Source organism: Pseudoalteromonas sp. MBR-15 (assembly GCF_053628915.1).
Genome location: NZ_JBRJHH010000011.1, coordinates 126,668 through 150,418, shown reverse-complemented (window position 1 = coordinate 150,418; position 23,751 = coordinate 126,668). Strand labels below are relative to the sequence as shown.

The 23,751-nt window shown below is 42.1% G+C and carries 31 protein-coding genes; 12 read left to right on the top strand and 19 right to left on the bottom strand.

The window, feature by feature from the left end:
- Positions 1-1,748: 1,748 nt before the first annotated feature.
- From rplQ to ACSSVW_RS15270, 18 genes are all read right to left on the bottom strand, one after another.
- Positions 1,749-2,150 carry a 50S ribosomal protein L17 gene (gene rplQ, locus ACSSVW_RS15355; RefSeq protein ID WP_004589197.1) on the bottom strand — a complete coding sequence of 134 codons (402 nt, stop codon included), beginning with the start codon at positions 2,148-2,150 and terminating at the stop codon, positions 1,749-1,751.
- Positions 2,151-2,189: 39 nt separating this feature from the next.
- Positions 2,190-3,176 carry a DNA-directed RNA polymerase subunit alpha gene (locus tag ACSSVW_RS15350; protein WP_004589198.1) on the bottom strand — a complete coding sequence of 329 codons (987 nt, stop codon included), beginning with the start codon at positions 3,174-3,176 and terminating at the stop codon, positions 2,190-2,192.
- 24 nt (positions 3,177-3,200) lie between these two features.
- On the bottom strand, positions 3,201-3,821 hold the full coding sequence (gene rpsD / locus ACSSVW_RS15345) for a 30S ribosomal protein S4 (RefSeq protein WP_036974007.1): 621 nt from the start codon (positions 3,819-3,821) through the stop codon (positions 3,201-3,203).
- Positions 3,822-3,842: 21 nt separating this feature from the next.
- On the bottom strand, positions 3,843-4,229 hold the full coding sequence (gene rpsK, locus ACSSVW_RS15340; protein WP_036974009.1) for a 30S ribosomal protein S11: 387 nt from the start codon (positions 4,227-4,229) through the stop codon (positions 3,843-3,845).
- Between the two features lie 13 nt (positions 4,230-4,242).
- Positions 4,243-4,599, bottom strand: a complete 357-nt coding sequence (gene rpsM, locus ACSSVW_RS15335; protein WP_036974011.1) for a 30S ribosomal protein S13 — start codon at positions 4,597-4,599, stop codon at positions 4,243-4,245.
- A 128-nt stretch (positions 4,600-4,727) separates the two neighbouring features.
- Entirely contained in the window at positions 4,728-4,841 is a 114-nt protein-coding gene (rpmJ, locus tag ACSSVW_RS15330; RefSeq protein WP_002959476.1) for a 50S ribosomal protein L36, read from the bottom strand.
- 22 nt (positions 4,842-4,863) lie between these two features.
- Entirely contained in the window at positions 4,864-6,192 is a 1,329-nt protein-coding gene (gene secY, locus ACSSVW_RS15325) for a preprotein translocase subunit SecY (RefSeq protein ID WP_036974013.1), read from the bottom strand.
- A 10-nt stretch (positions 6,193-6,202) separates the two neighbouring features.
- The gene (gene rplO / locus ACSSVW_RS15320) at positions 6,203-6,637 is read right to left on the bottom strand and encodes a 50S ribosomal protein L15 (protein ID WP_036974015.1); all 435 of its coding nucleotides are present in this window, start codon (positions 6,635-6,637) and stop codon (positions 6,203-6,205) included.
- Between the two features lie 4 nt (positions 6,638-6,641).
- Positions 6,642-6,824: a 50S ribosomal protein L30 gene (gene rpmD / locus ACSSVW_RS15315; protein WP_016710201.1), complete on the bottom strand. Its 183-nt coding sequence runs from the start codon at positions 6,822-6,824 to the stop codon at positions 6,642-6,644.
- 3 nt (positions 6,825-6,827) lie between these two features.
- Positions 6,828-7,334 (bottom strand): 30S ribosomal protein S5, encoded by a 507-nt coding sequence (gene rpsE / locus ACSSVW_RS15310; RefSeq protein WP_036974018.1) that lies wholly within the window; start codon positions 7,332-7,334, stop codon positions 6,828-6,830.
- A 9-nt stretch (positions 7,335-7,343) separates the two neighbouring features.
- On the bottom strand, positions 7,344-7,694 hold the full coding sequence (rplR, locus tag ACSSVW_RS15305) for a 50S ribosomal protein L18 (RefSeq protein WP_036974021.1): 351 nt from the start codon (positions 7,692-7,694) through the stop codon (positions 7,344-7,346).
- A 9-nt stretch (positions 7,695-7,703) separates the two neighbouring features.
- Positions 7,704-8,237, bottom strand: a complete 534-nt coding sequence (gene rplF / locus ACSSVW_RS15300) for a 50S ribosomal protein L6 (protein ID WP_036974024.1) — start codon at positions 8,235-8,237, stop codon at positions 7,704-7,706.
- Positions 8,238-8,250: 13 nt separating this feature from the next.
- Entirely contained in the window at positions 8,251-8,643 is a 393-nt protein-coding gene (rpsH, locus tag ACSSVW_RS15295; RefSeq protein WP_036974026.1) for a 30S ribosomal protein S8, read from the bottom strand.
- 21 nt (positions 8,644-8,664) lie between these two features.
- A complete protein-coding gene (gene rpsN, locus ACSSVW_RS15290; protein ID WP_036974028.1) occupies positions 8,665-8,970 on the bottom strand; it encodes a 30S ribosomal protein S14 in 306 nt (101 codons plus the stop codon).
- A 10-nt stretch (positions 8,971-8,980) separates the two neighbouring features.
- A complete protein-coding gene (rplE, locus tag ACSSVW_RS15285; protein WP_036974030.1) occupies positions 8,981-9,520 on the bottom strand; it encodes a 50S ribosomal protein L5 in 540 nt (179 codons plus the stop codon).
- Between the two features lie 16 nt (positions 9,521-9,536).
- Positions 9,537-9,851 (bottom strand): 50S ribosomal protein L24, encoded by a 315-nt coding sequence (rplX, locus tag ACSSVW_RS15280; protein WP_036974032.1) that lies wholly within the window; start codon positions 9,849-9,851, stop codon positions 9,537-9,539.
- 10 nt (positions 9,852-9,861) lie between these two features.
- The gene (rplN, locus tag ACSSVW_RS15275; RefSeq protein ID WP_010378257.1) at positions 9,862-10,230 is read right to left on the bottom strand and encodes a 50S ribosomal protein L14; all 369 of its coding nucleotides are present in this window, start codon (positions 10,228-10,230) and stop codon (positions 9,862-9,864) included.
- A 276-nt stretch (positions 10,231-10,506) separates the two neighbouring features.
- Positions 10,507-12,450: an AsmA family protein gene (locus ACSSVW_RS15270; protein WP_454179606.1), complete on the bottom strand. Its 1,944-nt coding sequence runs from the start codon at positions 12,448-12,450 to the stop codon at positions 10,507-10,509.
- Positions 12,451-12,626: 176 nt separating this feature from the next.
- On the opposite strand from ACSSVW_RS15270, the gene ACSSVW_RS15265 reads away from it, so the two are divergent.
- The 4 genes from ACSSVW_RS15265 to ACSSVW_RS15250 all read left to right on the top strand — a co-directional run bounded on the left by ACSSVW_RS15265 (position 12,627) and on the right by ACSSVW_RS15250 (position 15,536).
- Positions 12,627-13,046, top strand: a complete 420-nt coding sequence (locus tag ACSSVW_RS15265) for a hypothetical protein (RefSeq protein ID WP_421419207.1) — start codon at positions 12,627-12,629, stop codon at positions 13,044-13,046.
- Between the two features lie 8 nt (positions 13,047-13,054).
- Positions 13,055-13,255 carry a helix-turn-helix transcriptional regulator gene (locus ACSSVW_RS15260; protein WP_036974038.1) on the top strand — a complete coding sequence of 67 codons (201 nt, stop codon included), beginning with the start codon at positions 13,055-13,057 and terminating at the stop codon, positions 13,253-13,255.
- Positions 13,256-13,404: 149 nt separating this feature from the next.
- Positions 13,405-14,571: a hypothetical protein gene (locus ACSSVW_RS15255; protein ID WP_036974040.1), complete on the top strand. Its 1,167-nt coding sequence runs from the start codon at positions 13,405-13,407 to the stop codon at positions 14,569-14,571.
- Positions 14,572-14,858: 287 nt separating this feature from the next.
- Entirely contained in the window at positions 14,859-15,536 is a 678-nt protein-coding gene (locus tag ACSSVW_RS15250; protein ID WP_036974042.1) for a TorF family putative porin, read from the top strand.
- Between the two features lie 70 nt (positions 15,537-15,606).
- Here the strand turns inward: ACSSVW_RS15250 and ACSSVW_RS15245 are convergent, their stop codons facing one another.
- Positions 15,607-16,500, bottom strand: a complete 894-nt coding sequence (locus tag ACSSVW_RS15245; protein WP_421419206.1) for an aldo/keto reductase — start codon at positions 16,498-16,500, stop codon at positions 15,607-15,609.
- A gap of 169 nt (positions 16,501-16,669) precedes the next feature.
- Here ACSSVW_RS15245 and ACSSVW_RS15240 point away from each other — a divergent pair, with 169 nt between their 5' ends.
- The 8 genes from ACSSVW_RS15240 to ACSSVW_RS15205 all read left to right on the top strand — a co-directional run bounded on the left by ACSSVW_RS15240 (position 16,670) and on the right by ACSSVW_RS15205 (position 23,738).
- Positions 16,670-17,380 carry a YIP1 family protein gene (locus ACSSVW_RS15240; RefSeq protein ID WP_074989828.1) on the top strand — a complete coding sequence of 237 codons (711 nt, stop codon included), beginning with the start codon at positions 16,670-16,672 and terminating at the stop codon, positions 17,378-17,380.
- Between the two features lie 47 nt (positions 17,381-17,427).
- Positions 17,428-18,594: an efflux RND transporter periplasmic adaptor subunit gene (locus ACSSVW_RS15235; protein WP_074989827.1), complete on the top strand. Its 1,167-nt coding sequence runs from the start codon at positions 17,428-17,430 to the stop codon at positions 18,592-18,594.
- The gene (locus tag ACSSVW_RS15230; protein WP_036974050.1) at positions 18,594-19,301 is read left to right on the top strand and encodes an ABC transporter ATP-binding protein; all 708 of its coding nucleotides are present in this window, start codon (positions 18,594-18,596) and stop codon (positions 19,299-19,301) included. The genes ACSSVW_RS15235 and ACSSVW_RS15230 overlap by 1 nt, the downstream gene beginning before the upstream one ends.
- Positions 19,294-20,532, top strand: coding sequence for an ABC transporter permease (locus tag ACSSVW_RS15225; RefSeq protein WP_036974052.1), 1,239 nt, complete (start codon positions 19,294-19,296; stop codon positions 20,530-20,532). Before ACSSVW_RS15230 ends, ACSSVW_RS15225 begins: the two co-directional genes overlap by 8 nt.
- Positions 20,533-20,652: 120 nt before the next feature.
- The gene (locus tag ACSSVW_RS15220) at positions 20,653-21,495 is read left to right on the top strand and encodes an endonuclease/exonuclease/phosphatase family protein (protein WP_454179603.1); all 843 of its coding nucleotides are present in this window, start codon (positions 20,653-20,655) and stop codon (positions 21,493-21,495) included.
- Entirely contained in the window at positions 21,492-21,866 is a 375-nt protein-coding gene (locus ACSSVW_RS15215; protein WP_036974056.1) for a YfeK family protein, read from the top strand. Before ACSSVW_RS15220 ends, ACSSVW_RS15215 begins: the two co-directional genes overlap by 4 nt.
- 36 nt (positions 21,867-21,902) lie before the next feature.
- A complete protein-coding gene (locus ACSSVW_RS15210) occupies positions 21,903-22,580 on the top strand; it encodes a nitroreductase family protein (protein WP_036974058.1) in 678 nt (225 codons plus the stop codon).
- A gap of 90 nt (positions 22,581-22,670) precedes the next feature.
- Positions 22,671-23,738, top strand: coding sequence for a hypothetical protein (locus tag ACSSVW_RS15205; protein ID WP_454179602.1), 1,068 nt, complete (start codon positions 22,671-22,673; stop codon positions 23,736-23,738).
- Positions 23,739-23,751 lie beyond the last annotated feature (13 nt).

Sequence of the window (23,751 nt, the reverse complement as noted above, 5' to 3'; positions counted from 1 at the left end):
TATTTAACATCTTTCGATGTTGAATTGACTGTGCTGAAATAAGTAAACTTATTTCCGTTGGTCACTCAGTTCAATTGAGACTCTAAATTTGTTTGTCTTACTACCTAAGTAGCTCGACTGTTAGAACTCAATCTGTACGAGTGCCCACACAGATGATTGCTTTATATTGTTAAAGAACGTTGCGATTAAAGCGTTTCACTTTAACTCGCTAGGGCTGCGTATATTACGCTTTCCTATTTTTTTGTCAATACTTAATTTTGAGAAAATTTAATTTTTCGAAACTAAGTTTTACTTAACACCCTGAGTTGCTCTTGCCTCGCTAAGCGTTGCTGTCTGCCGTCTCAGTGGGGTCGCATTATAGGGAGATCCGAATTCAGATCAACTGTTTTTTTACGTTTTTATGAAAAAAATGACTGTTCGTGCAAAATACGAACGAAACGGGTAAAAACAATACTAAAACCTCGTTAAGAAGTGTAATTTGAACAGAGATATGTAGAAACCGATAAAAGATAAACACACAGATTGAGGTTTTATAGCTGTCGCTGCAGATCTAGATAACCGACAAAGTACGCAAAATAACCCAAGCTTAAACACTGTTTAGAACATTAACACTTTATATTAGTAGCGCTCACGAGCTAAAGACACTAAAAGGGCTCATGATAGAAAGTGCCGAAGTAGCTTCCATCAGTTTTATTGTTCTCATGAATGCTAGCTGCTCCCAACACTATACACTTCATATTGTGTCGATTTATATTCTGCTTAATGGAATGTTATGTTCAGGCGAAAGGTACCTTAGTTCAACCACACTACTTGCAAACTCCTCGCACTATTTAATTGAGGGCATGTGTTTTTTGACCGAACGTACCAACACACTAGTTGGTTTAACACTCTTTGACGCAGCGAAATCATTCTATACTTGCATGTCTTCCCCCCAAACCAAATAAAACTGCATCATTAAGTTTGTAATAAGGGCTCAACTAAAATTCAAATCGTGAAAATGTATATCATCACATCTAGCTGATACAGTATTCTGGTAATAGGCCATTCTTGCGTATGTTCGATGTAGTTACATGTTCGATGTAGTTACACGTTCTATAACGTTATAAGTATCGACAATGATAAGTTCATCAAAACTAATCTATTCACTACCATTAGCTTCTGCTATTTACTGATCGTTGTAATACGACTTAGCGAGCTCAACGCTCTATAAATAAGACCATTAAACAGACTAAACTTTAAAGCCGATGATTGTTCTAATGGTAAAGATTCATTACTCGCCTTGATCTCATTTTTATACCATTGTGCTTAATTAAGTGGTCTATTTTGAGGCAATAAAACCGCGTTAATAACAAGGCAAAAATGTCGTTATTGAGGTGTTCTCGGCAATTGCTCCTGCATTGCGCTACCTCCTGCATCTATGCAGTCGTAAATCAGACATTTTTAACGCAGCTAGCGACTGGTTTAATGACTCAAAATGATTAAGTATTATTGCGGATTAAAATAAGTACCAAGCAGAAATGTGGCTATTAATAATAAATGGTAAGCGTTATCGAATGTCTAAAAGAGCTAACTGTCGAAAACAATCTGCTGGTGAAAAGAATAGAGTGGACGAAACGTGCCTAAAAAAGAGGGGGCTGCTGTTTATAAGATACCTGACCACAATTTACTGAGAAATTAGATGGCAATAGATCGCATACCAAGAAAGTAAAAAGCCGAGCATAAGCTCGGCTTTTTGGTGTCTTTACGACTTACTCTGCAGACTGTGCGTCTTCTTGAACTTCTTCGTTTGTCGCTGGGCGACCAACTAGTTCAATATAAGCCATTGGTGCATTGTCACCAGCACGGAAGCCACACTTAAGAATACGAGTGTAACCACCTGGACGGTCTGTATTACGAGGACCGATTTCGCTGAACAATTTGCCAACTACTTCATTATCACGCGTGCGAGCAAACGCTAAACGGCGGTTTGCTACACTGTCAGTCTTAGCCAGTGTGATTAAAGGTTCAATTACACGGCGCAACTCTTTCGCTTTAGGCAAAGTTGTTTTGATGATTTCATGTTTCACCAAAGAACCAGCCATGTTGCTGAACATCGCTTTGCGATGGCTGCTGTTACGGTTTAATTGACGACCACTCTTACGATGGCGCATGACCCTATCCTTCTAACTAAACTAATATAGTGATTTAGATTATTCAGCTAGGCTTGCAGGCGGCCAATTTTCTAGGCGCATACCTAGAGATAGACCACGTGAAGCTAGCACGTCTTTAATTTCAGTTAGAGACTTCTTACCTAAGTTAGGCGTTTTAAGAAGCTCAACTTCAGTGCGCTGAACTAAATCACCGATATATTGAATTTGCTCGGCTTTCAAACAGTTTGCTGAACGTACTGTTAGTTCAAGATCATCAACTGGACGAAGTAGAATAGGATCGAATTCTGGCTTCTCTTCTTTCTCTTCTGGCTCAGTTACATCACGTAAATCTACGAATGCATCTAATTGCTCAGCTAAGATAGTAGACGCACGGCGGATCGCTTCTTCAGGATCTAAAGTGCCGTTCGTTTCCATATCAATGATTAACTTGTCTAAGTCTGTACGTTGCTCAACACGGGCTGATTCAACCGAGTACGCAATACGTTCAACTGGGCTGAATGATGCATCAAGCAGCAATCGACCAATTGGACGCTCATCGTCATCAGAGGATAAACGACTAGATGCCGGCACATAACCGCGACCGCGCTCAACACGAATACGCATGCTGATCTCGCTGCTATCTGTCGTTAAGTGACAGATAACGTGATCTGGGTTGGCGATAGTTACATCACCATCGTGCTGAATATCAGCCGCAGTCACAGGGCCTACACCAGATTTAGTCAGGGTCAGAAAAACTTCATCTTTGCCTTCTAAAGTTACTGCTAGACCTTTAAGGTTTAACAGAATTTCAATGATGTCTTCTTGTACGCCCTCTTTCGCGCTGTACTCATGCAATACACCGTCGATTTCTACTTCAGTTACTGCACATCCAGGCATAGATGATAACAGTATACGGCGTAAGGCATTACCCAGAGTATGACCGAAGCCACGCTCTAATGGTTCTAAAACTACTTTAGAACGCGTTGGGTTGATAGCGTCGATATCGACTAACCTTGGTTTTAGGAATTCGGTAACAGAACCCTGCATTTTATCCTCTCTTAACTCTTAACTTTACTTAGAGTAAAGTTCGACGATTAGTTGTTCGTTAATGTCCGCAGACAGATCTGAACGCTCAGGTAGGCGCTTGAAGCTACCTTCCATTTTCTTACCGTCAACTTCAACCCAAGTCGGCTTTTCACGTTGCTCAGCCAACTCTAGAGCAGCGATGATACGTGCTTGTGTTTTAGACTTCTCACGAATTACAACAGTATCTTCTGGTGTAATTACGTATGAAGGAATATTCACAACACGACCATTAACTAAGATCGCTTTGTGGCTAACTAACTGACGTGCTTCTGCACGTGTGCTAGCAAAACCCATGCGATATACAACATTGTCTAAACGTTGCTCTAAAAGCTGTAACAAGTTTTCACCTGTATTACCTTTAAGGCGAGCAGCTTCTTTGTAGTAGTTACGGAATTGCTTTTCTAATACACCGTAGATACGACGTACTTTTTGCTTTTCACGTAACTGTAAACCGTAATCAGATAAGCGACCTTTACGAGCGCCGTGCTGACCAGGTGCAGTCTCAAGTTTACACTTAGAGTCGATAGCTCTTACGCCGCTCTTAAGGAACAGGTCAGTACCTTCACGACGACTCAGCTTGAGCTTAGGGCCCAAATATCTTGCCATGTTATTTCTCCTAACCTATTGTTAAACGCGACGTTTCTTCGGTGGACGACAACCATTATGAGGGATTGGCGTCACGTCAGTGATGTTGGTGATACGGTAACCAGCAGCATTCAAAGCACGTACAGCAGATTCACGACCTGGACCTGGACCTTTAATGAAAACTTCTAGATTTTTTAAACCGTATTCTTGAGCAGCAGTACCTGCACGCTCTGCAGCAACCTGAGCAGCAAATGGAGTAGATTTACGTGAACCACGGAAACCTGAACCACCGGCAGTAGCCCATGATAGTGCATTACCTTGACGGTCGGTAATTGTTACAATAGTGTTGTTGAAAGAAGCATGAACATGAGCCATACCATCAGCAACTTGCTTTTTAACCTTCTTACGACGAATTGGTGCTTTAGCCATAATCTACCCCACCTTATTTCTTGATAGGCTTGCGAGGACCCTTACGAGTACGCGCGTTAGTCTTAGTACGTTGACCACGTAGTGGTAACGAACGACGGTGACGTAGGCCACGGAAACAACCAAGGTCCATAAGGCGCTTGATATTTAATGTAACTTCACGACGAAGGTCACCTTCTACAGTGTACTTGCCAACTGCTTCACGCAATACGTCAAGTGTTTCGTCTGAAAGCTCACCGATTTTTGTGGTCTCGGCGATACCAGTCGCTGCTAAGATAGCCTTAGAGCGAGTCTTACCTATGCCATAAATAGCAGTTAAACCGATAACTGCATGTTTATGATCAGGGACGTTAATGCCAGCGATACGGGCCACTAACACATCTCCTATATTTGAATTTGGTTATCATCTGTTTGAAAAGCCCGTAAGGATACTCAAACGAAGACCAAATCACAACTAAAAACACAGGCCGAGTAAATAACTCAGCCTGCACGACTGTTTAATTAGCCTTGCCTTTGCTTATGCTTAGGCTCACTGCAAATTACGCGTACTACACCAGCACGTTTAATAACTTTACAGTTACGGCATATTTTCTTAACGGAAGCACGTACTTTCATTGCTCAACTCCGTAAACTGACCTTATCGGCCGTAGCCTTTAAGGTTTGCTTTTTTCAGCACAGAATCATACTGATGTGACATCAGATGCGTCTGTACTTGTGCCATAAAGTCCATGATTACAACAACGATAATCAAAATTGATGTACCGCCGAAATAGAATGGCGTTTGCCATGCCATAGTCATGAATTCGGGCACCAGACAGATAAAGGTTATATACAAAGCACCTGCCAATGTCAGGCGTGTCATCACTTTATCAATGTATTTAGATGTCTGCTCACCTGGACGAATACCTGGGATAAATGCGCCAGATTTTTTCAGGTTATCTGCTGTTTCACGCGGGTTAAATACCAACGCGGTGTAGAAAAAGCAGAAGAAGATAATAGCCGCAGCTAAAACCATCGCATATAACGGTTGACCTGGAGTCAATGTTGTAGCGATTGCTTGTAGCACATCAGCGACCGGACCTTCACCCTGGCCGAACCAGCTTGCAATTGTACCAGGGAACAGAATTATACTGCTAGCAAAGATTGGTGGAATAACACCCGCCATGTTTACTTTCAGCGGTAAGTGCGTGCTTTGAGCAGCAAATACCTGACGACCTTGTTGACGCTTAGCATAGTTAACGACGATACGACGTTGACCACGCTCGAAGAATACAACGAGGTAAGTAACAGCGAATACGATTACAGCAATCAATAACAGTACAAGTACATTCAGATCACCTTGGCGCGCCATTTCGGCTGTCGAACCAATAGCAGACGGCAGGTTTGCTACGATACCAACAAAAATCAGAACTGAAATACCGTTACCGATACCGCGTTCTGTAATTTGCTCGCCCAACCACATAAGGAACATAGTACCGGTAACTAAACTCACTACAGCAGTGAAGTAGAAACCGATACCAGGGTTAACAACTAACCCGTCCATCATACCCGGTAAGCTTGTGGCAATACCGATTGATTGGATAGTAGCAAGCACAAGCGTGCCATAGCGTGTATACTGGCTGATTTTCTTACGCCCTTGCTCGCCTTCTTTCTTAAGCTCTATAAACGGCGGATACATATGCGTTAATAGTTGCGTAATAATCGAAGCCGAGATATACGGCATAATACCCAGTGCCAACACTGAAGCGCGCTCAAGCGCACCACCGCTGAACATGTTAAACATTTCAACAATGGTGCCCTTTTGTTGCTCGAAGAAATCGGCAAGTACAGCGGCGTCAATCCCAGGGATCGGCACGAATGAACCTAGACGGTAAATAATGATAGCACCCAATACAAATAGTAATCGACGCTTCAATTCCGAAAGCCCACTTTGTGCACTTTTCATATCTTGACCTGGTTTAGCCATTAGTACTTCCTTAGTCTTCTACCTTGCCTCCGGCAGCTTCGATAGCTTCGCGAGCACCTTTGGTCACTTTAAGACCTTTAACGGTAACTGCGCGTGAAACTTCGCCAGATTTTACTACTTTAACGAACTGGATGTTCTTTTTAACTAGACCAGCTGCTTGTAACGCGTTTACGTCTACTACATCGCCTTCAACTTTAGCGATTTCAAAAAGGTTTACTTCAGTAGATACTAATGATTTACGTGAAGTGAAACCAAATTTAGGTAGACGACGTTGCATAGGCATTTGACCGCCTTCGAAACCAACGCGTACTTTACCGCCAGAACGTGATTTTTGGCCTTTATGACCACGGCCACCAGTCTTACCAAGACCAGAACCAATACCACGACCTAGACGTTTCTTTTCAGTTTTTGCACCAGCAGCAGGTGAAAGTGTATTCAAACGCATCGAATTAACCCTCAACCTTTACCATGTAAGAAACTTGGTTAATCATACCACGCACACATGCTGTGTCTTCTAACTCAACAGTGTGATTGATACGACGTAAACCAAGACCGCGTAATGTAGCTTTATGCTTCGGTAAACGACCGATAGAGCTCTTTACTTGTGTTACTTTAACAGTTTTATTAGCCATGGTTTACCCCGTGATTTCGTCTACGCTAAGACCACGTTTAGCAGCGATTGACTCTGGAGAGTTCATGTTCTCTAGAGCTGCAATCGTTGCACGAACGATATTGATCGGGTTAGTTGAACCGTATGCTTTTGACAATACGTTCTGTACACCAGTCACTTCTAGTACTGCACGCATCGCACCACCGGCGATGATACCTGTACCTTCTGAAGCAGGCTGCATGTATACTTTAGAACCCGCGTGGCGACCCTTGATTGGGTGCTGTAGCGTGTTACCGTTTAGGTCTACACTGATCATGTTACGACGTGCTTTTTCCATTGCTTTTTGAATAGCAGCTGGAACTTCACGTGCTTTACCATAACCGAAACCTACTTTACCTGCGCCGTCACCAACTACAGTTAGTGCAGTGAAGCTAAAGATACGACCACCTTTAACCACTTTAGACACACGGTTTACCGCGATTAGCTTTTCAGCCAAATCAGGCTGTTGTTGCTTTGCTTCTACGTTAGCCATTGTCTACTCCTAGAATTGCAAACCGGCTTCACGCGCTGCATCAGCAAGCGCCTTCACACGGCCGTGATATTTAAAGCCACTGCGATCAAAAGCAATCTTTTCGATGCCTTTGTCAGCTGCACGTTCAGCAACCGCTTTACCAACTGCTTGAGCAGCTGCTACGTTACCTGTGCCTTTAACTGTTTCGCTAATTGCTTTTTCAACAGTAGAAGCAGCAGCCAGTACAGTACCCTCAGCAGTAACTACTTGAGCGTAAATGTGACGTGGCGTGCGGTGGATAACAAGACGCGTTGTGCCTTGTTCAATGTAATTTCTACGAGTGCGCTTAGCACGACGTAGACGAGCTGTTTTTTTATCCATCGTCTTACCTTACTTCTTCTTAGCCTCTTTACGGCGTACATTCTCGTCCGCGTAACGAACACCTTTACCTTTATAAGGCTCAGGTTTACGGTATGCACGGATGTTAGCAGCTGTTTGACCAACTAACTGCTTGTCTACGCCCTTAACTAGAACTTCTGTTTGGCTTGGTGTTTCAATCGTAATACCTTCAGGTACTTCGAAATTCACTGGGTGTGAGAAACCAAGAGTTAAGTCTAAAACTTTGCCCTTAGCCGCTGCACGGTAACCAACACCTACTAACTGAAGCTTCTTCTCGTAACCTTCATGCGTACCAACAATCATATTGTTGATTAGAGCGCGAGCAGTACCTGCTTGAGCCCATGCATTGACTACGCCTTCACGAGGTAAAGTTGTAATAACGTTGTCGTTAACTTGTACTTCAACAGCATCGTTGATAGTGCGAGTTAATTCACCGTTTTTGCCTTTAACTGTGATGTCCTGGCCTTTTAATGTAACTTCTACACCGGCAGGAACATTGATTGGTGCCTTTGCTATGCGAGACATAGTTCCCCTCCGATTAAGCTACAAAGCCAATGATCTCACCACCAACGCCGGCACTACGTGCTGCGCGGTCTGTCATTAGGCCTTTAGAAGTTGATACGATAGCGATACCAAGACCACCCATTACCTTAGGTAATTCGTCACGTTTCTTATAGATACGTAGACCAGGGCGGCTAACACGCTGGATATTTTCAATAACAGCTTTGCCTTCGAAATATTTTAATTCGATTGCTAGCTCAGGCTTCGCTTCACCGCTTACAGCGTAATCTGCGATATAACCTTCATCTTTTAATACTTTAGCTACTGCTACTTTCAGTTTTGAAGTTGGCATCGTTACTGATACTTTCTTCGCTGACTGACCGTTACGGATACGTGTAAACAAATCCGCAATAGGATCTTGCAAGCTCATAGTCTTACTCCCGTGATACTATTACCAGCTAGCCTTTTTAAGGCCAGGAATTTCACCGCGCATAGCTGCTTCGCGAACTTTAATACGGCTCATGCCGAATTTGCGAAGGTAACCATGTGGGCGGCCCGTAACGTTACAACGATTACGTTGACGTGAAGAGCTAGAATCACGTGGTAAAGCTTGTAGCTTTAATACCGCGTCCCAACGATCATCGTCAGATGTTTTCACATCACTGATGATAGCTTTTAGTGCAGCACGCTTTTCAGCATACTGAGCAACTAATTTAGTGCGCTTTGCTTCGCGCGCTTTCATAGAATTCTTTGCCATAACCCTACCCTTATTTCTTAAATGGGAAGTTAAACGCTTCTAACAACGCACGGCCTTCCTCATCTGTTTTCGCAGAAGTAGTGATAGTGATATCCATACCGCGTACACGGTCTACTTTATCATAATCAATTTCTGGGAAGATGATTTGCTCACGTACGCCCATGCTGTAGTTACCACGTCCATCAAAAGACTTAGCACTTACACCACGGAAGTCACGGATACGTGGGATAGCGATTGAAACCAAACGCTCAAAAAAGTCCCACATACGCTCGCCACGTAGGGTTACTTTACAACCAATTGGGTAACCTTCACGCACTTTGAAGCCAGCAACAGATTTGCGTGCTTTAGTGATTAGAGGTTTCTGACCAGAGATTGCTTCTAGATCTGCAACAGCATTATCTAGGATCTTCTTGTCAGCTAGAGCTTCGCCCACACCCATGTTTAATGTGATCTTTTCGATCTGAGGGACTTGCATGACAGAGCTGAAACCAAACTTCTCTTGAAGTTCAGCCACTACTTTGTCTTTATATACTTCATGCAGTTTCGCCATCATTCTACTCCAACTATTAGATAGTTTTACCAGTAGATTTAAAGATACGTAATTTCTTACCATCTTCAATCTTGAAACCTACACGATCTGCTTTACCCGTTTCCGAGTTGTAGATCGCAACGTTTGATACGTCGATAGACGCTTCTTTCTCAACAATACCGCCAGCTTGGTTCAACTGAGGAACAGGCTTTTGGTGCTTCTTGATTAAGTTGATGCCTTCGACAAATACTCGACCAGACTCAGTAACAACTGAAAGCACTTTACCGCGCTTACCTTTGTCTTTACCGGCTAGTACGATTACTTCGTCATCACGACGGATTTTTGCTGCCATGATAGACTCCTTATAGTACTTCTGGTGCTAGTGAAACGATTTTCATGAACTTTTCAGTACGAAGTTCACGAGTCACAGGGCCGAAGATACGAGTACCAATTGGCTGTAAGTTATCATTTAAGATAACAGCCGCATTGCTATCGAAACGGATCAAAGAACCGTCCGGACGACGAACGCCTTTTTTAGTACGCACAACTACTGCGTTTTTAACATCACCTTTCTTCACTTTACCGCGAGGAATCGCTTCTTTTACAGAAACTTTGATGATATCGCCAACCGCTGCATAGCGACGGTGCGAACCGCCAAGGACTTTAATACACTGCACTTTGCGAGCGCCGCTGTTATCAGCAACGTCCAGCTGAGTTTGCATTTGGATCATGTTAATGACCTCCGGTGTAGATATTACAACACGCCTTAATTTTGTTTAAAATCAAGACATTTCGGTTAAATTCCACTCAAAAAACACACGAGTTGTCTCTTAAGGGCGGGCAATTGTATCAGCAATAGCAATGAAGTGGTAGGTTATTTTTTAATTAATTTATAATAAAGGGTCGCTATATCAAGGTGGGCTTACAACCGTTTACTGGTTTGTTATTGATTATAAAACAAACAGGGCGCCGATGCGCCCTGCTTTGAGGATTAAATTAAATTTTTATTAATTTCCAAATAAGCCTTTAAGCTTATCTTTTATTTTATCTTTCGCTTTTTCTTTCACTTCTTCTTTGGCCGCATCACTCACATCGAGGCTATAACCCACACCATGGAATGGGCCTTTAATACGCAGTGGAATTTTAAAGCCTGTGCTGTCATCTGTGGTACCTTGCCCTTCAATTGAATCAACGATGCCTGTCACGAGACGATAATCAACGTTGGTCATCGGTAAATCCACCTTACCAGCCCCCGAAATACGAATAAGCGGGCTTAATAATGACAAGTCACGGTTTTCACCCACCCCATTAGTGAAATTAAAGCTGCCTGTTAACGCTGAGAAATCTGTTTGCTCAGAGTTATCGAAGCCTGTATCGAGACCTTCTGATACGGCCCCTAAGTTACCTTTGATTAGCTCTTTTGCTTTACGGACCATTTCAGCAATGTTTGCGCCTTTAACTGCCCCATCTGCAAATTCAAATGCTAATTTACCATTCAACGCATTAATAAAGCTTTTCTGGCTTTGACCCGTTGTCGTTAAATTCCAGTTTAATGAACCTTTACCCATTAACTTATCAAAACCTGCTGCGTCAGTTAATAATGGCTGCGCATCGATTTTATCTAAAGCGAAGTTCGTTGAGATTGTATAAGGAGCTTGCTTTGCATTGAGTGTAATAACACCTTTACCATTGCCCTCATAAGCAACAAATTTGTCTAGGCTTACTTTCGCTACAGCATTTTTAAGGTTTACAGTGAATTGGTTCTCACCGAGTGTGATCTTCTTGGCTTTTAGACCACTTGAGCGAACAACTACACTCGCATCCAAGGCATTTAAACCACTTAAATCAATTTTAGTATCATCCCATACGATAGGCTGAGCGGGTGCATCTTCTGCAGGTAAAGGTTGTGCCTCTTTTGCAACGCCTTCTGGAAGGTACGGATTTAAGTCGAGCATGCCTAAATCAATATCCGCATTGACCGCTAAGCGATTACCAAGGTTAATGTCGCTTTTACCTTTGATTTGTAATTCATCTAATGTTGCCAAAAGCTCTGTTAGTTTGAATTTGTCGCCTTGTAGATGCATGGCCCCTTTAACATTAAAGGCATTAAAAGCATTGTCTTTGGCATTTAAGTCCACACCTTGCCAATTAGCAATATTTTTAACCGAATCACCGCTGATAGACAATTGACCTTGTACATCTTGACCCATTTCAGCAATCGCACCTTTAAAAGTCATATCTACCAAACGTGAATCAACCTCTGTACTGACATTAAAAGTCGCTCCTTCAATCACTTTCACGGGTGTTTCAAGGGTTACATCAAGTTCAAAGCGCTCCCCCATATAGGTAATCCCGCCTTTGAGCTCTAATGTTTTACGCAGTGATGGGAGTAAAATAGCCAGCTCTAAGTCACTAATCTGTTGTTTTGCGCCCGTTTTACCATCTAGATACGTGAAGGTTCCGCCATAAATTGCCACTTCACCTAACTGAATATCAAAGTTATCAGGCAAATTTACAGCTCCTGAGCTCTTTTGTTGCTCAGTCTCTGGTTGTTCGGCTACGCCATCAAACAACTGCCAGTTAGCTTTGCCATTTTTATCAGTTTCTAACAAAATTGTTGGCTCGTTGATAACGAACTTATCAAGTTTAAACTCACCACCGAAAAGCGACATCCAGGGAATATGAATGGCCAACTGTTGCATGCTTGCCATGTCTTTTTGTGAACCCGTTTGCATATTAGCAAAATGCACATCATTCAGTTCAAGCTTCAACGAAGGGAAAACCGACAGTTTTTTATCACCGTTAATGGTGAGGCTTCGACCCGTCGTTTGTTCAACTTGCTGCGAGACTTTGTTAAAGATTGCATCAGTTGGGATAAGAAACGGTGCGGCGATTACTAAGGCAATTAGTAATACGAATATGACACCAATAATCTTTAGTAAGGTTTTCATAATCATCCTTAAAAATGGGCAAACATTGTTCATATCATAGCGGGTGTTAAGCCGAAAATCATTGCTAAACAAATAAAAAGGCTATTCAGCAAGCTTAGGTAGACAAATATGAATCGTCGCTGAAATATTTTGAAACCTAAAGGTTACAATTAAGTTTAAAATTAAAAAGAAGATTTATGTCAAAGCAAGATATCCAAACGGAAGAGAAATTTATGAGCCAAAATGCATGGTTTTCAGTGTTTATGGGGATCACTCTACTCATTATCAGTGTTTACCCTGCGCTTAATCAAACATCGGCCCCCTTGTTGTTTTTAGGCAGTGCTGCTTTTCTGGGATCATTCTGTATGTTTGTGATAAGAGGTGGATTTACATGGAAAATGAAATATCGCCTTACTTATAAATATGAGTTTTTAAATACGATTGACACCATTGCCTATAAACATGTTGTACTTGGTTTACACTTTAGTATGGGTGCGGTGTATTTATTGTCTGATGAGTTAGCTTTAGATGTTTCTCATAGCATGATGGCTACCTTTTACCTGGCTGAAATGAGTTTAATATATGGCATCTCAATTCTTTGGCAAAGTAGAGACTAGGAGCAATAGTGCAAAATCATATTGCAAAATATCGCAAGGCCGCAGGGCTTTCGCAACAAGAGCTAGCCGATGCTATCGCTGTTTCACGTAAAACAATTAGTACGGTCGAAACGTCTCGCTTTACGCCTTCAGTGATCATTGCATTAAAGATAGCCCGGCAGTTTAATACAACTGTCGAGCAATTATTTTCACTAGACGAAGCAGATTAACGCCTTTAAATGCAATCTTGTGCAGATTTAACTTATCAAGATTGCATCCCCTGTATTCTTCGGTATGATGCACGCCCCTGTTGCTGTTAGCTTATTTAAGCTAAAATAAAGTGACTAAAAAATATATCAAACTGGAGAGTCTACAAGGCATGAAGAAACTGCTTATTTCACCGTCAAAAATGGCGCTTAGCGAGCAAGAAAGTCAAATTTATCAAAATATTCTCAAGCAATCTTCAGAGCTAAGCCTCAACCTAATGGCCGTGAAAGTAGACAACCACCCAGAAGACTTTTTAGGTTGGTGCTATGAGCTACTCAGTGCAAGCCGCGATCGTATTAACTATGATTTATTAGAAGATAAGCAGTTACCGACATTAAAAAAACTTCACGACTTACTGATCTCTGCCATTAGCTTCTTGCAATTGAAAACGCTGCGCGTTGCACCTTGGCCTGTTGTTACTGGCTTTATTGAGCAACATAAAGAGCTCATTGCGCTTGATGAGCAATTACGTTTAGCAAACTACATTGGCGCAATTAAATCACAAACTTTAAAAGAAATGATTCCAGAAGACCGCTTGGCTTTTGCAGGCAAACACACGGCTTCTCTTGACCCAAGTAGCTATAACTTTGATGTTGAATGGTTTGCTTCAACCAAAAGTGCCAAAGGGTTTCATCAAATGCTGAGCGACCTGCCTGCGGCTTTTGACGAGGCCCTAGCGCACATTCCCCTAGAAGGCGATGTGACGCAAGAACACTATCAACATTTTATGGTTGCTTACTTTATGGCCTTTACAGGCAGCGAAGAAAAACCAACGCTTGCGCCTGCAACACGCTTATTAGCAATGCGCCGCCCAGATGTATTTACACCTATTACAAATAGTAAGCTTGATGCGCTTTGTGCTTCGTTGGGAGTTCCTAAATTAAACAACCGTGATTTTGAACGTTATTGGCAAGACGTGGTTACAGCAATTCATAGCATGCCTTGGTTTAAAATGGCTGCTGCAGCAAATGATCATGAACAATCACTTATTGAGATAAAAGCGTTACTACCGTGCTTTTTCTATTATGCCGATAACACCACGGCTGATAACTCTAACTACATTAAACTGCTTAGCAAACCGAAGAGCACGGGCAGTTCTGCAGGCAAAAAAACCGTGCGTCGCGGCAAAGAGTCTGCTGAGATTTTAGTAGACCGCGCGCTTGCAAGTGACGATATCCCCGAGCATATAAAAGCAAAACGAGACTCTATCGTTAGCGAAGTTGAAAAAGGCCGTAGCGTTGAAGAAACAATCAGCCTAATGCGTGCCATTTTTGGCTAAGTCTCTATCAAACAAGAAAAACCTGGTTGCTTCGCGATTGTGCAACCGGGTTATTTTTTGCACCACAGGTGTGCGCATGAACAATTCAAATAAATCTAAACTTTAAAAAATAACACGCTTAAAAGGCTGTTTTTAAAGCAGTTAAACATAAAATATCCCTTTCAGAATTAACTTGGCATAACCAGTGCTACATCGTATCCAGACAACACATAAAAACTGTCCTCAAATAATAACCAGACTGCAATCTGAAATGGGGCAAATCAACATAACAACAGGATACGAGAAACATGCTAAAACTAAAAAAAACGGTCGTAGCAAGCGCCATTGCGCTATTAACTTTGAGCTCAACATATAGTTATGCAGAAGTAACAGCAAACGCTGCGGCTACTTCAAACTATTTATGGCGTGGTCAAGAGCAAACTGGGGGAGATGCTGCAATTCAAGGCGGTATTGATTACGCAAGTGAATCTGGCTTTTACGCAGGTACTTGGGTATCGAATGCCAGCTGGGCTGACGACATGACTTACGAGCTAGACCTTTATGCAGGTTTTGGCGGTGATATCAATGAAACATTTAGCTACGATGTTGGCTACATTTATTATGCTTACCCTGATGCAGCATCTTATACTGACGCTGACTTTTCAGAGATCTACGGTAGCATCAGCATGGGTAGTTTCACTTTTGGTGCTGCAATCCTTGCTACATCAGCAGCCAGCGGTGACGGTACAGATTTTGGAGATTCTTTATACTTAAATGCTGACTATAGCTTCCCAGTTGGCAGTACCGGTGCAGAAATGGCTCTTCATCTGGGTCATTACTCAGGCGATTTCATTGGTGATGATAATATCATTGACTACGGTGTTTCTGTGTCAAAAGACGGCTTTACATTTGGCGTGTCTGACACAGACATTGATGGCTCTGATGTAAAAGTGTATGTCGCTTACGCAGTTGACTTTACGCTTTAAAAAAGAATGTGTTACTTGCTGCAACACGAAGGGCCGAAAGGCCCTTTTCTCGTTAAAGCGCACTTTAAAATTATGGCACACTGTGGCCTGTAGAGCCTTGCCAAATACGATACCATTGCTCACGATTCATTGTGAATTCTTTCGCTGCAACGGCTGATTTAACCCGGGCAATGTTGCCTGTACCCAATACTACTGATGGCAAACTTGGGTGCATGAGTAACCAAGTATACACAACTTGATCGATAGAGCTGGCTCCAATTTCGTTGCCAACTTGCTCCAACACCGCACGCAAACGCACTGCTTTTTCATCGTCATTTGAAAATAAACGCCCGCCCGCTAGTGGGGACCAAAGCATAGGTTTGATATCAAGCAATTGGCATTGGTCTAAGCTGCCATCATCAAGCGCTTTCATCTCATAAGGCGAAAACTCTATTTGATTCGTGACTAAATCAAAGTCTAAACGGGACTGCAGTAAGCTGAGTTGTGACGGCGTGAAGTTTGAAACACCAAAGTCAATAACATCACCATTTGCTTTTAAAGTATTGAATGCTTCAGCTACTTCATCTGCATTCATTAAATAATCAGGGCGATGGATCAATAACACATCTAATCGGTCGGTATTAAAGTGTTTAAGCGATTGCTGAGCGGATGCGATGATATGGGCTGCACTCGAGTCATAATGATTCGCTTTGCCTTGCAAGCCTAAACTGGGAAATGCGGGTTTAATTCCACATTTAGTGATTATTTTTATTTCATCACGAATACTCGGCTTTAATTGTAACGCTTTACCAAATTCAGCTTCGCAGCCGTATTCACCATAAATATCAGCATGGTCAGTGTGTGTAACCCCTACTTCAATGGCTTGCTCTAAAAAGCTTAAGCATTGCTGTGGTGATATTTGCCAATCTAGCAAGCGCCAAAATCCCAGTACTAATTCATCAATACAACGCACATTGTTATTCACTATATATACCTACTTAATCTTGATTATTACACCTATCTTACTCTTTAAAGAATAACACAATTTCCCTATTCACAACTGTTAACATATAGTTACAAATCAGACTTCTAATTAATAATAAATCAGGGTATTTTAGTACCTAAAAATAAATGTTACTTAACAAGGAATAATAATGAAATCGTCGAATGCAGTGACAGCACTAGTTGATATTTTTATCAGCCCAAGCAAAGCGTTTAATGGAGTGAAGGAGGCAAAAGGCTGGTCTTTTGTTGCTTTCATATTACTTGCAGGCATGCTCGCGGCAAGTATGCTCGCTTTTTATAACAAAGCAGATCCTCAGTTTTTAATCGATCAGCAAGTCGCTGCAGCCAGTGTTGATGCCACAATTGCTGAGCAAAAAATGATCCGTCAAAGCATGGAGCAAACGCTTGATATGCAGGTATGGTTTGCGCTCTTTGGTGGTATTATTGGCTTAGCTGTTATTAATGCATTGATGGCGGGTTACTACCTATTTGTATCAAAGCAAGATCCAGAGGCTAACTATAGTTACGGTGCGTGGTATGGGTTTGGCGTGTGGACCATGATGCCAATGGTTATTTCAAGCTTGGGTATATTGATCCTCGTTTTAACTGCCAGCAACAACCAGCTTTCACCAACCCTCTTTAATTATGCCTCAATCAATCAATTGCTCATCGGCCTTGAGGTCGGTCATCCTTTTTATACCATGCTTGAAAGCCTAAACATTTTCTCTATCTGGGGCATTGTACTAGCGGCAGTCGGTTTAAAGTGTTGGACTAACTTCAACTTTAATAAAGCACTCCTGTTTGCTGCCCTACCCAGTATCGCGATCTACGGTATTTGGACAGTTATTGCAATCATCTAGCTATCAAATGAGCGGCATTGCCGCTCTTACTCCCACAAGGAAGTAACATGAAAAAAGCCATCATTATTGGCCTTGCTATTACGGCATTTGCAGCATTACTCATATCTAAGCAAATAACAAACAGCAAAAAAGTGCCTGAAATGCATGTAGCAAACGTTGAACAAGGTAGTATTGCTGATTCAATTTTGGCCTCTGGTAATCTGGTATTTAACACCCAAGTACAGTTACGCTCAGAAGTCACAGGGCGGGTTGCGAAGGTATTTGTTGAAGAAGGTGAAAGTGTCACCGAAGGCGATATTTTAATGCGCCTTGATACCACTGCATTTGAATCTGAGGTGGCGCGAAACAAAGCGGTGTTGCGTGCAACCGAGATTGATATTAAACACAGCGAAACACGCCTGAAAAATATTGAGCGACAATTAAGTCGACAAAAAGAGCTCTACGAAGTCGGGCTTGCAGGCCAAGAAGTGTATGAAAACCTACAAAACGCGCGTGATTTAGCCGAAATTGATATTGAAGCGAAACGTGAAGCCTATCATCAAGCACAAGCGTCGTTACTCATTGCCGAAGACCGTTTAAATAAAAGTGTGTTTCGCGCACCCATGAGTGGGCTACTCGCTTCTGTCAACATTAAAGAAGGTGAAACCGTGATAGCCGGTACGACAAACATTATTGGTTCAGACCTAATGCTAGTCGCCGACCCCAGTGCAATTTTAGCGGAGTTACGGGTTGATGAAACTGATATTGCTGGCATAAAGTTAAATCAACATGCCGACATTTATGCCGCAGCCTACCCTAATCAACCCTTTACAGGAAAAGTCATAAACATTGGCACTTCAGCAAAAAACCAACCAGGTTCGCAAGGGCTATCGTTTAAAGTCAAAGTGCTGCTTGATGCCACTGAGCGTCAACTTTATGCTGGTATGAGTTGCCGAGCTGAAATTGCCACAAGCATTACCGAAAATGGTTTAAAACTCCCCATTGAAGCAATTCAAAAGGAAGACGATACCTACTTTGTATGGAAGCTAAACGCCGATAACACCGTCACTAAATCGCCTGTTAAGGTGGGAATTTCATCAGATATAGAGCAAGCGATAACACAGGGTGTAACGGTGGGTGAACGCATTGTGATTGGTCCTGCAAGACCGCTTAGTTCATTAAAAGATGGCGATACCGTGGCAATTAAAGACAGCCTTGTAAAAGGGGCATCCTGATGTCTGTGGTAATCAAACTGACTAATATTAATAAACAGTACAAAATGGGCGAGCAAGTTTTCAAAGCCCTGGATGACATCAATATCGAAATTGCACAAAATGAGTATGTTGCCATCATCGGCCCATCGGGTTCAGGTAAATCAACCTTAATGAATTTGCTTGGCTGTTTAGATACCCCAACCAGTGGTGATTACTATTTAAAAGATAAGTTAGTTAAACAAATGAGTGAAACTGAGCTTGCTCATCAACGCAATGAAAGCGTGGGTTTCATATTTCAAAGTTTTAACTTATTACCCCGCGCTTCCGCACTGGAAAATGTTATGCAGCCGCTCGTTTATCGTTTTATCTCCGCGAAAGAACGCAAAAAAAAAGCGCTTGAGTCATTACAGCGTGTTGGCCTTGGCGATAAAGTGAACCATTTATCTAGCCAGCTATCTGGCGGTCAACGACAACGTGTAGCGATTGCCCGCGCGCTCGTAACCAAACCACACATTCTACTTGGTGATGAGCCAACCGGTAACTTAGATAGCAAAACGACCACCGAGATCATGGCCCTATTTGATGAATTACATAACGAAGGCCACACCATTATTTTAGTGACTCACGAGCAAGATATTGCCGACCATTGTCAACGCGTTATTCGACTCGTCGATGGGAAAGTGGTGAGCGACACTCGTAAAGGTGAAGGAGCAAGGCTGCATGTTTAGGTCTGCTATTGCAATAATGGAAGGAAGTAAAGCGGCACTCATGGCAATTAAAGCCAATGCCATGCGCAGTGCCCTCACCTGTTTAGGGATCATCATCGGGGTCGCTGCGGTTGTCACTGTGGTGGCCGTTATGCAGGGTTTTACCAAACAAATTAATGACCAACTCGCTGATATGTCTCCAGATGTAACCAATATAAAGCCCTATACCAGTGTTGAAAAAGAAATGGTGGGACAGCAAGCCAAGCTAACTTATAGCGACTTCTTAACCTTAAAGGCGCGAATAAAAGAGGCTGAAACCTTCACTGCATTAATGTTTACATGGCGATTTTCTGGCGCTGCTGAGTATGGCAACAAAAGCCACTCGTCACGAGTGATGGGCACCGAACAAGATTATCAAAGAGCCTACCGTACCTACCCTGAATTAGGCCGATTTATTCGCGCAGAAGATGACGAAAAGCGCCGTCGCGTTGCTTTTATTGGTCCATCGATAATTGAAAAGCTTAACTTACCCGACAACCCCGTTGGCGAGTACATTAAATTGGGCGGTGAGTGGTTTCGCATTATTGGTGTTGCTGAAAAGCAAGGGAGCTTACTTGGCTTTGATCAAGACGATTATATTAATATTCCGATCAGCACCATGAGTGCCCTCGAAGGGGGTAGCGTTGATACGAATGTACAAATGATGTTCCGCTTAAAAGACGACGCTAACGAAGCACAAGTGTTGGCTAAAATTCGTCGAATTCTCAGACAACTTCATAAATTAAAAGACGGTGATGAAGACGACTTTGAATTTGAGACCGCGGAAAAAGTCCGTGCTAATGTTGATAAATTTACAGGTAGCGCAACTGCCATTACCGCTGGAATTGTAGGTATAAGCCTAGTCGTCGGTGGAATTGGTGTGATGAATATCATGCTGGTTTCGGTAACGGAACGTACCCGCGTTATCGGCACCTTAAAAGCCTTAGGGGCAACACCTGGTTTTATCATGCTGCAATTTCTAGTTGAAGCTGTCGTGCTATCGCTGTTTGGCGGCTTAATTGGTTTAGCGATTGGTTATGGCGCTGCCGCACTGATTTCAATATTAGTGCCGAGCATGCCAGAAGCCTACATACCGGGTTGGGCGATTATGCTGTCTTTTGGCTTTACTTCATTGATTGGTATTGTGTTTGGTTTAGCGCCCGCTATTAAGGCTGCGCGTTTAAACCCAATTGATGCGCTGCGTTATGAGTAAAACATCGCAGTGTTTATATGTGATTGAGTACCAGAAAAGCATCTCTTTTTTAGCATGCTTACTTTGAACTAAACTTAAGTTGTCTTCAACTAACGGTTTGGTCAGCAATTTAGGGGCATTATGGCATCGTATCTGCACTTATTGTTTTTGAGTTTATTATCTTGGCACAGTCTTTCAAGTGAGCCACTTTCTGATGAACAACAAGGGCTCACAAAAACAGCGGCTAATTTAGCTGGCTGCCAGCAACAATTAGCACAAAGCCGTCTGCAAACTTATGCGGGACACTATATATTGCCATATCAATTTGAACTGCTCAGTTGGAATATTTATAAAGCCCAAATTGACGGCTTACTCAACGACTTAAACACACTCAATGAAAGTGCAGATATTGTCTTATTACAAGAAGCCATTAAAGACTCAACCCTAACCAATCTAAAGCCTTATTGGCGTTTTGCCAAAGGCTATAAAAGTGGTAACGTGCAATCTGGTGTCATGACCTTAAGCAGCTGGCCAGCTACCGTACACTGTACATTAACGCATGTAGAACCGTGGCTGCGCAGCCCAAAAGCGACCAATATCGTTGAATATGCCTTACCAAATCAACAGTTATTACTCAGTGTTAACCTACACGCTATAAACTTTACTTTTGGCATTAGCGACTTAAAACAACAACTCGATGATGCCGCAGACATTATGCGCCATCACACCGGCCCCATTATATTTGCTGGCGACCTCAACACCTGGAGTGATGAAAGACAACAACTCGTCACACAGACACTCAAAAACCTTGGTTTACATGAAGCCATCTATTTAGACGATAAACGCACCAAAGCATTTGGATTAGCACTTGACCAAGTGTGGGTACGTGGTGTCAAAATAGAAACAACGGTTGTGCCTGAGCTTGAAAGTTCAGATCACAACCCCATAATTGCAACCCTCACGATAGAGCAAGAAGCACAATGAAAGTAATGATCAAAGGATATTGGCTACTGAGCCTGATGTTACTATCTGTTAGTCAATTAAGTTATGCCAACACTGCAGAGCAAGAGATTAATCATTTAATAGATTTTGTGGCGCAGAGCGATGCTATTTTTATTCGCAACGGGACCGAACATTCAAGTAAAGATGCCGCCGAGCACTTGGCGATGAAATACAGTAAAGCAACTCGTTACGCTAAAACCGCCGAAAAGTTTATAGAGAATCTCGCCAGTAAAAGTTCATGGAGCGGTAAGCCCTATAAAGTCAGACTTAGCAATGGCACGTTACTTACATCAAAAGACTGGTTAAGTAATGAGTTAGAAGACTACCGCCGAAACCTGCATACACAACTATAATGTGATACATCATTAACAGATAAGAAGCGAAAAGCCATGCAAGAACACAAAAATAAGCCACTCAATGATTTTATTGAATACCCTCACGACGAAATGCTCAAGCGTGCAGAAGAATTTTTAGCCGTGAGTCAGCGACGACACAGTATTCGCAGTTTTAGTGACCGCCCAGTCCCAAAAGAAATAATTGCAACCTGTATTAAAGCCGCAGGTACTGCACCGAGTGGCGCAAACCATCAACCTTGGCACTTTGTTGCGATACACAGTCATGACGTTAAAAAACAAATTCGTGATGCGGCAGAAAAACTGGAACGCTCCTTTTACGAAGGCCGTGCTGGCGAAGAATGGCTGAACGCTCTAAAACCACTTGGCACCGATGCCAGTAAACCCTACCTTGAGCATGCCCCTTGGCTTATTGCTGTATTCAGTCAAAAGAAAGGCGGTATTACATCCGATGACAAAAACACCAACTATTATGTGCATGAATCTGTCGGCCTTGCCACAGGCTTTTTGATTCAAGCCCTGCACAGAGCAGGACTTGCCACACTAACGCATACGCCAAAACCAATGAGCTTTTTAACCGAGATTTGTGGTCGAGATAAAGATAACGAACGCCCTTATATGCTCCTTATCGCAGGCTACCCGAGTGCTGATGCAACCCTGCCTGAGCATGCCTTAGTGAAAAAGCCACTGGACGAGATAGCAACCTTTATTTGATTGACAAGATAAAAGTGCGCTCACTTTTTTATAATAAAAACACACTCACAAAGTTAACATCATAAGATTAAATCAAAGCAAGGAGCTACGATGAAACTATTCTTTTTTTATTTTTTACTTTTGACTCTTATAAGTAACACTGTAAGTGCTATTGAAAAAGATATTACTCTGCATTTATGTGAAAACTGCAGTTATAACGAAGCTAAGTATTATGCAAATCAAGAGTCACCACACATGCGTTGTGAGTCATCGAATCCAAAGCACGAAATGACTTTAGGAAATGAAGCGTGTTATGCCGACAGTAAAAAAGTAATTATTGCAGACACACAAAGCGATAACCACTTTGTTTTTTTGATTAGTTATAAAAACCAAGGCCTACCGGCTTTGAACCTTGAGAAATATAGTCAAAATATCTCACCAGCAAGTAATGATTTATCAGTTATAAACAAAGTCAAAATAACTGATAAAAACTTTTCTACTTTTATAAAAGAAGCTCAAGCGCAAATTAAGCAGCAACCTGTAAGCAGCTCTTCCGACACCACGAATAACTTCATGTCAATAAGCGAAACTAACTCTGAGACATGTCCTTCACACATAAAAAGCGCAGTTAATGCTGCATATGGCGGAAAAACAGCTTCAGAATTACAAACGAAGTTAAATGATAAAGTTTATCGAGATTTTAAAAACCCAGAATCTGCCTTCATGACAGATAAAATGGATTCAACGGGATTTTCGCTGTTTGCTTTAGGGTTTTCATATCAAGGTAGCTGGAAAAAAGTATCACGCAACTTCAATACCATAGTTGATTTACCTACCCACTCTGATGTACCTGACAACACAGGTTATAAAGTGGTTTTTAATGTAAAGTGGATTAAAGAATTCAGGGGATTAGATGTCGAATTAAATCCATTATTTACGAAGTTCGAAGGATATACACTCTCTCTGCTAACTAAAGGGGGAGTGAAGGAGATCTCTTCTTGCCTGGAAGAAGCACTGGATCAAAATTTATCTCATTCATCTAAAACTCCCATAGGCAGTGGCAGCAGCCACTCACCTATTTTTGGAGGAAGTTCAGGAGGTTGGGATAATCATTTATGTGAAAAACACTATCATGACATTCAAGGCGAAAAAATAGCGACGGTTAAAGTCCCATGCTAAATATAAACTGGTT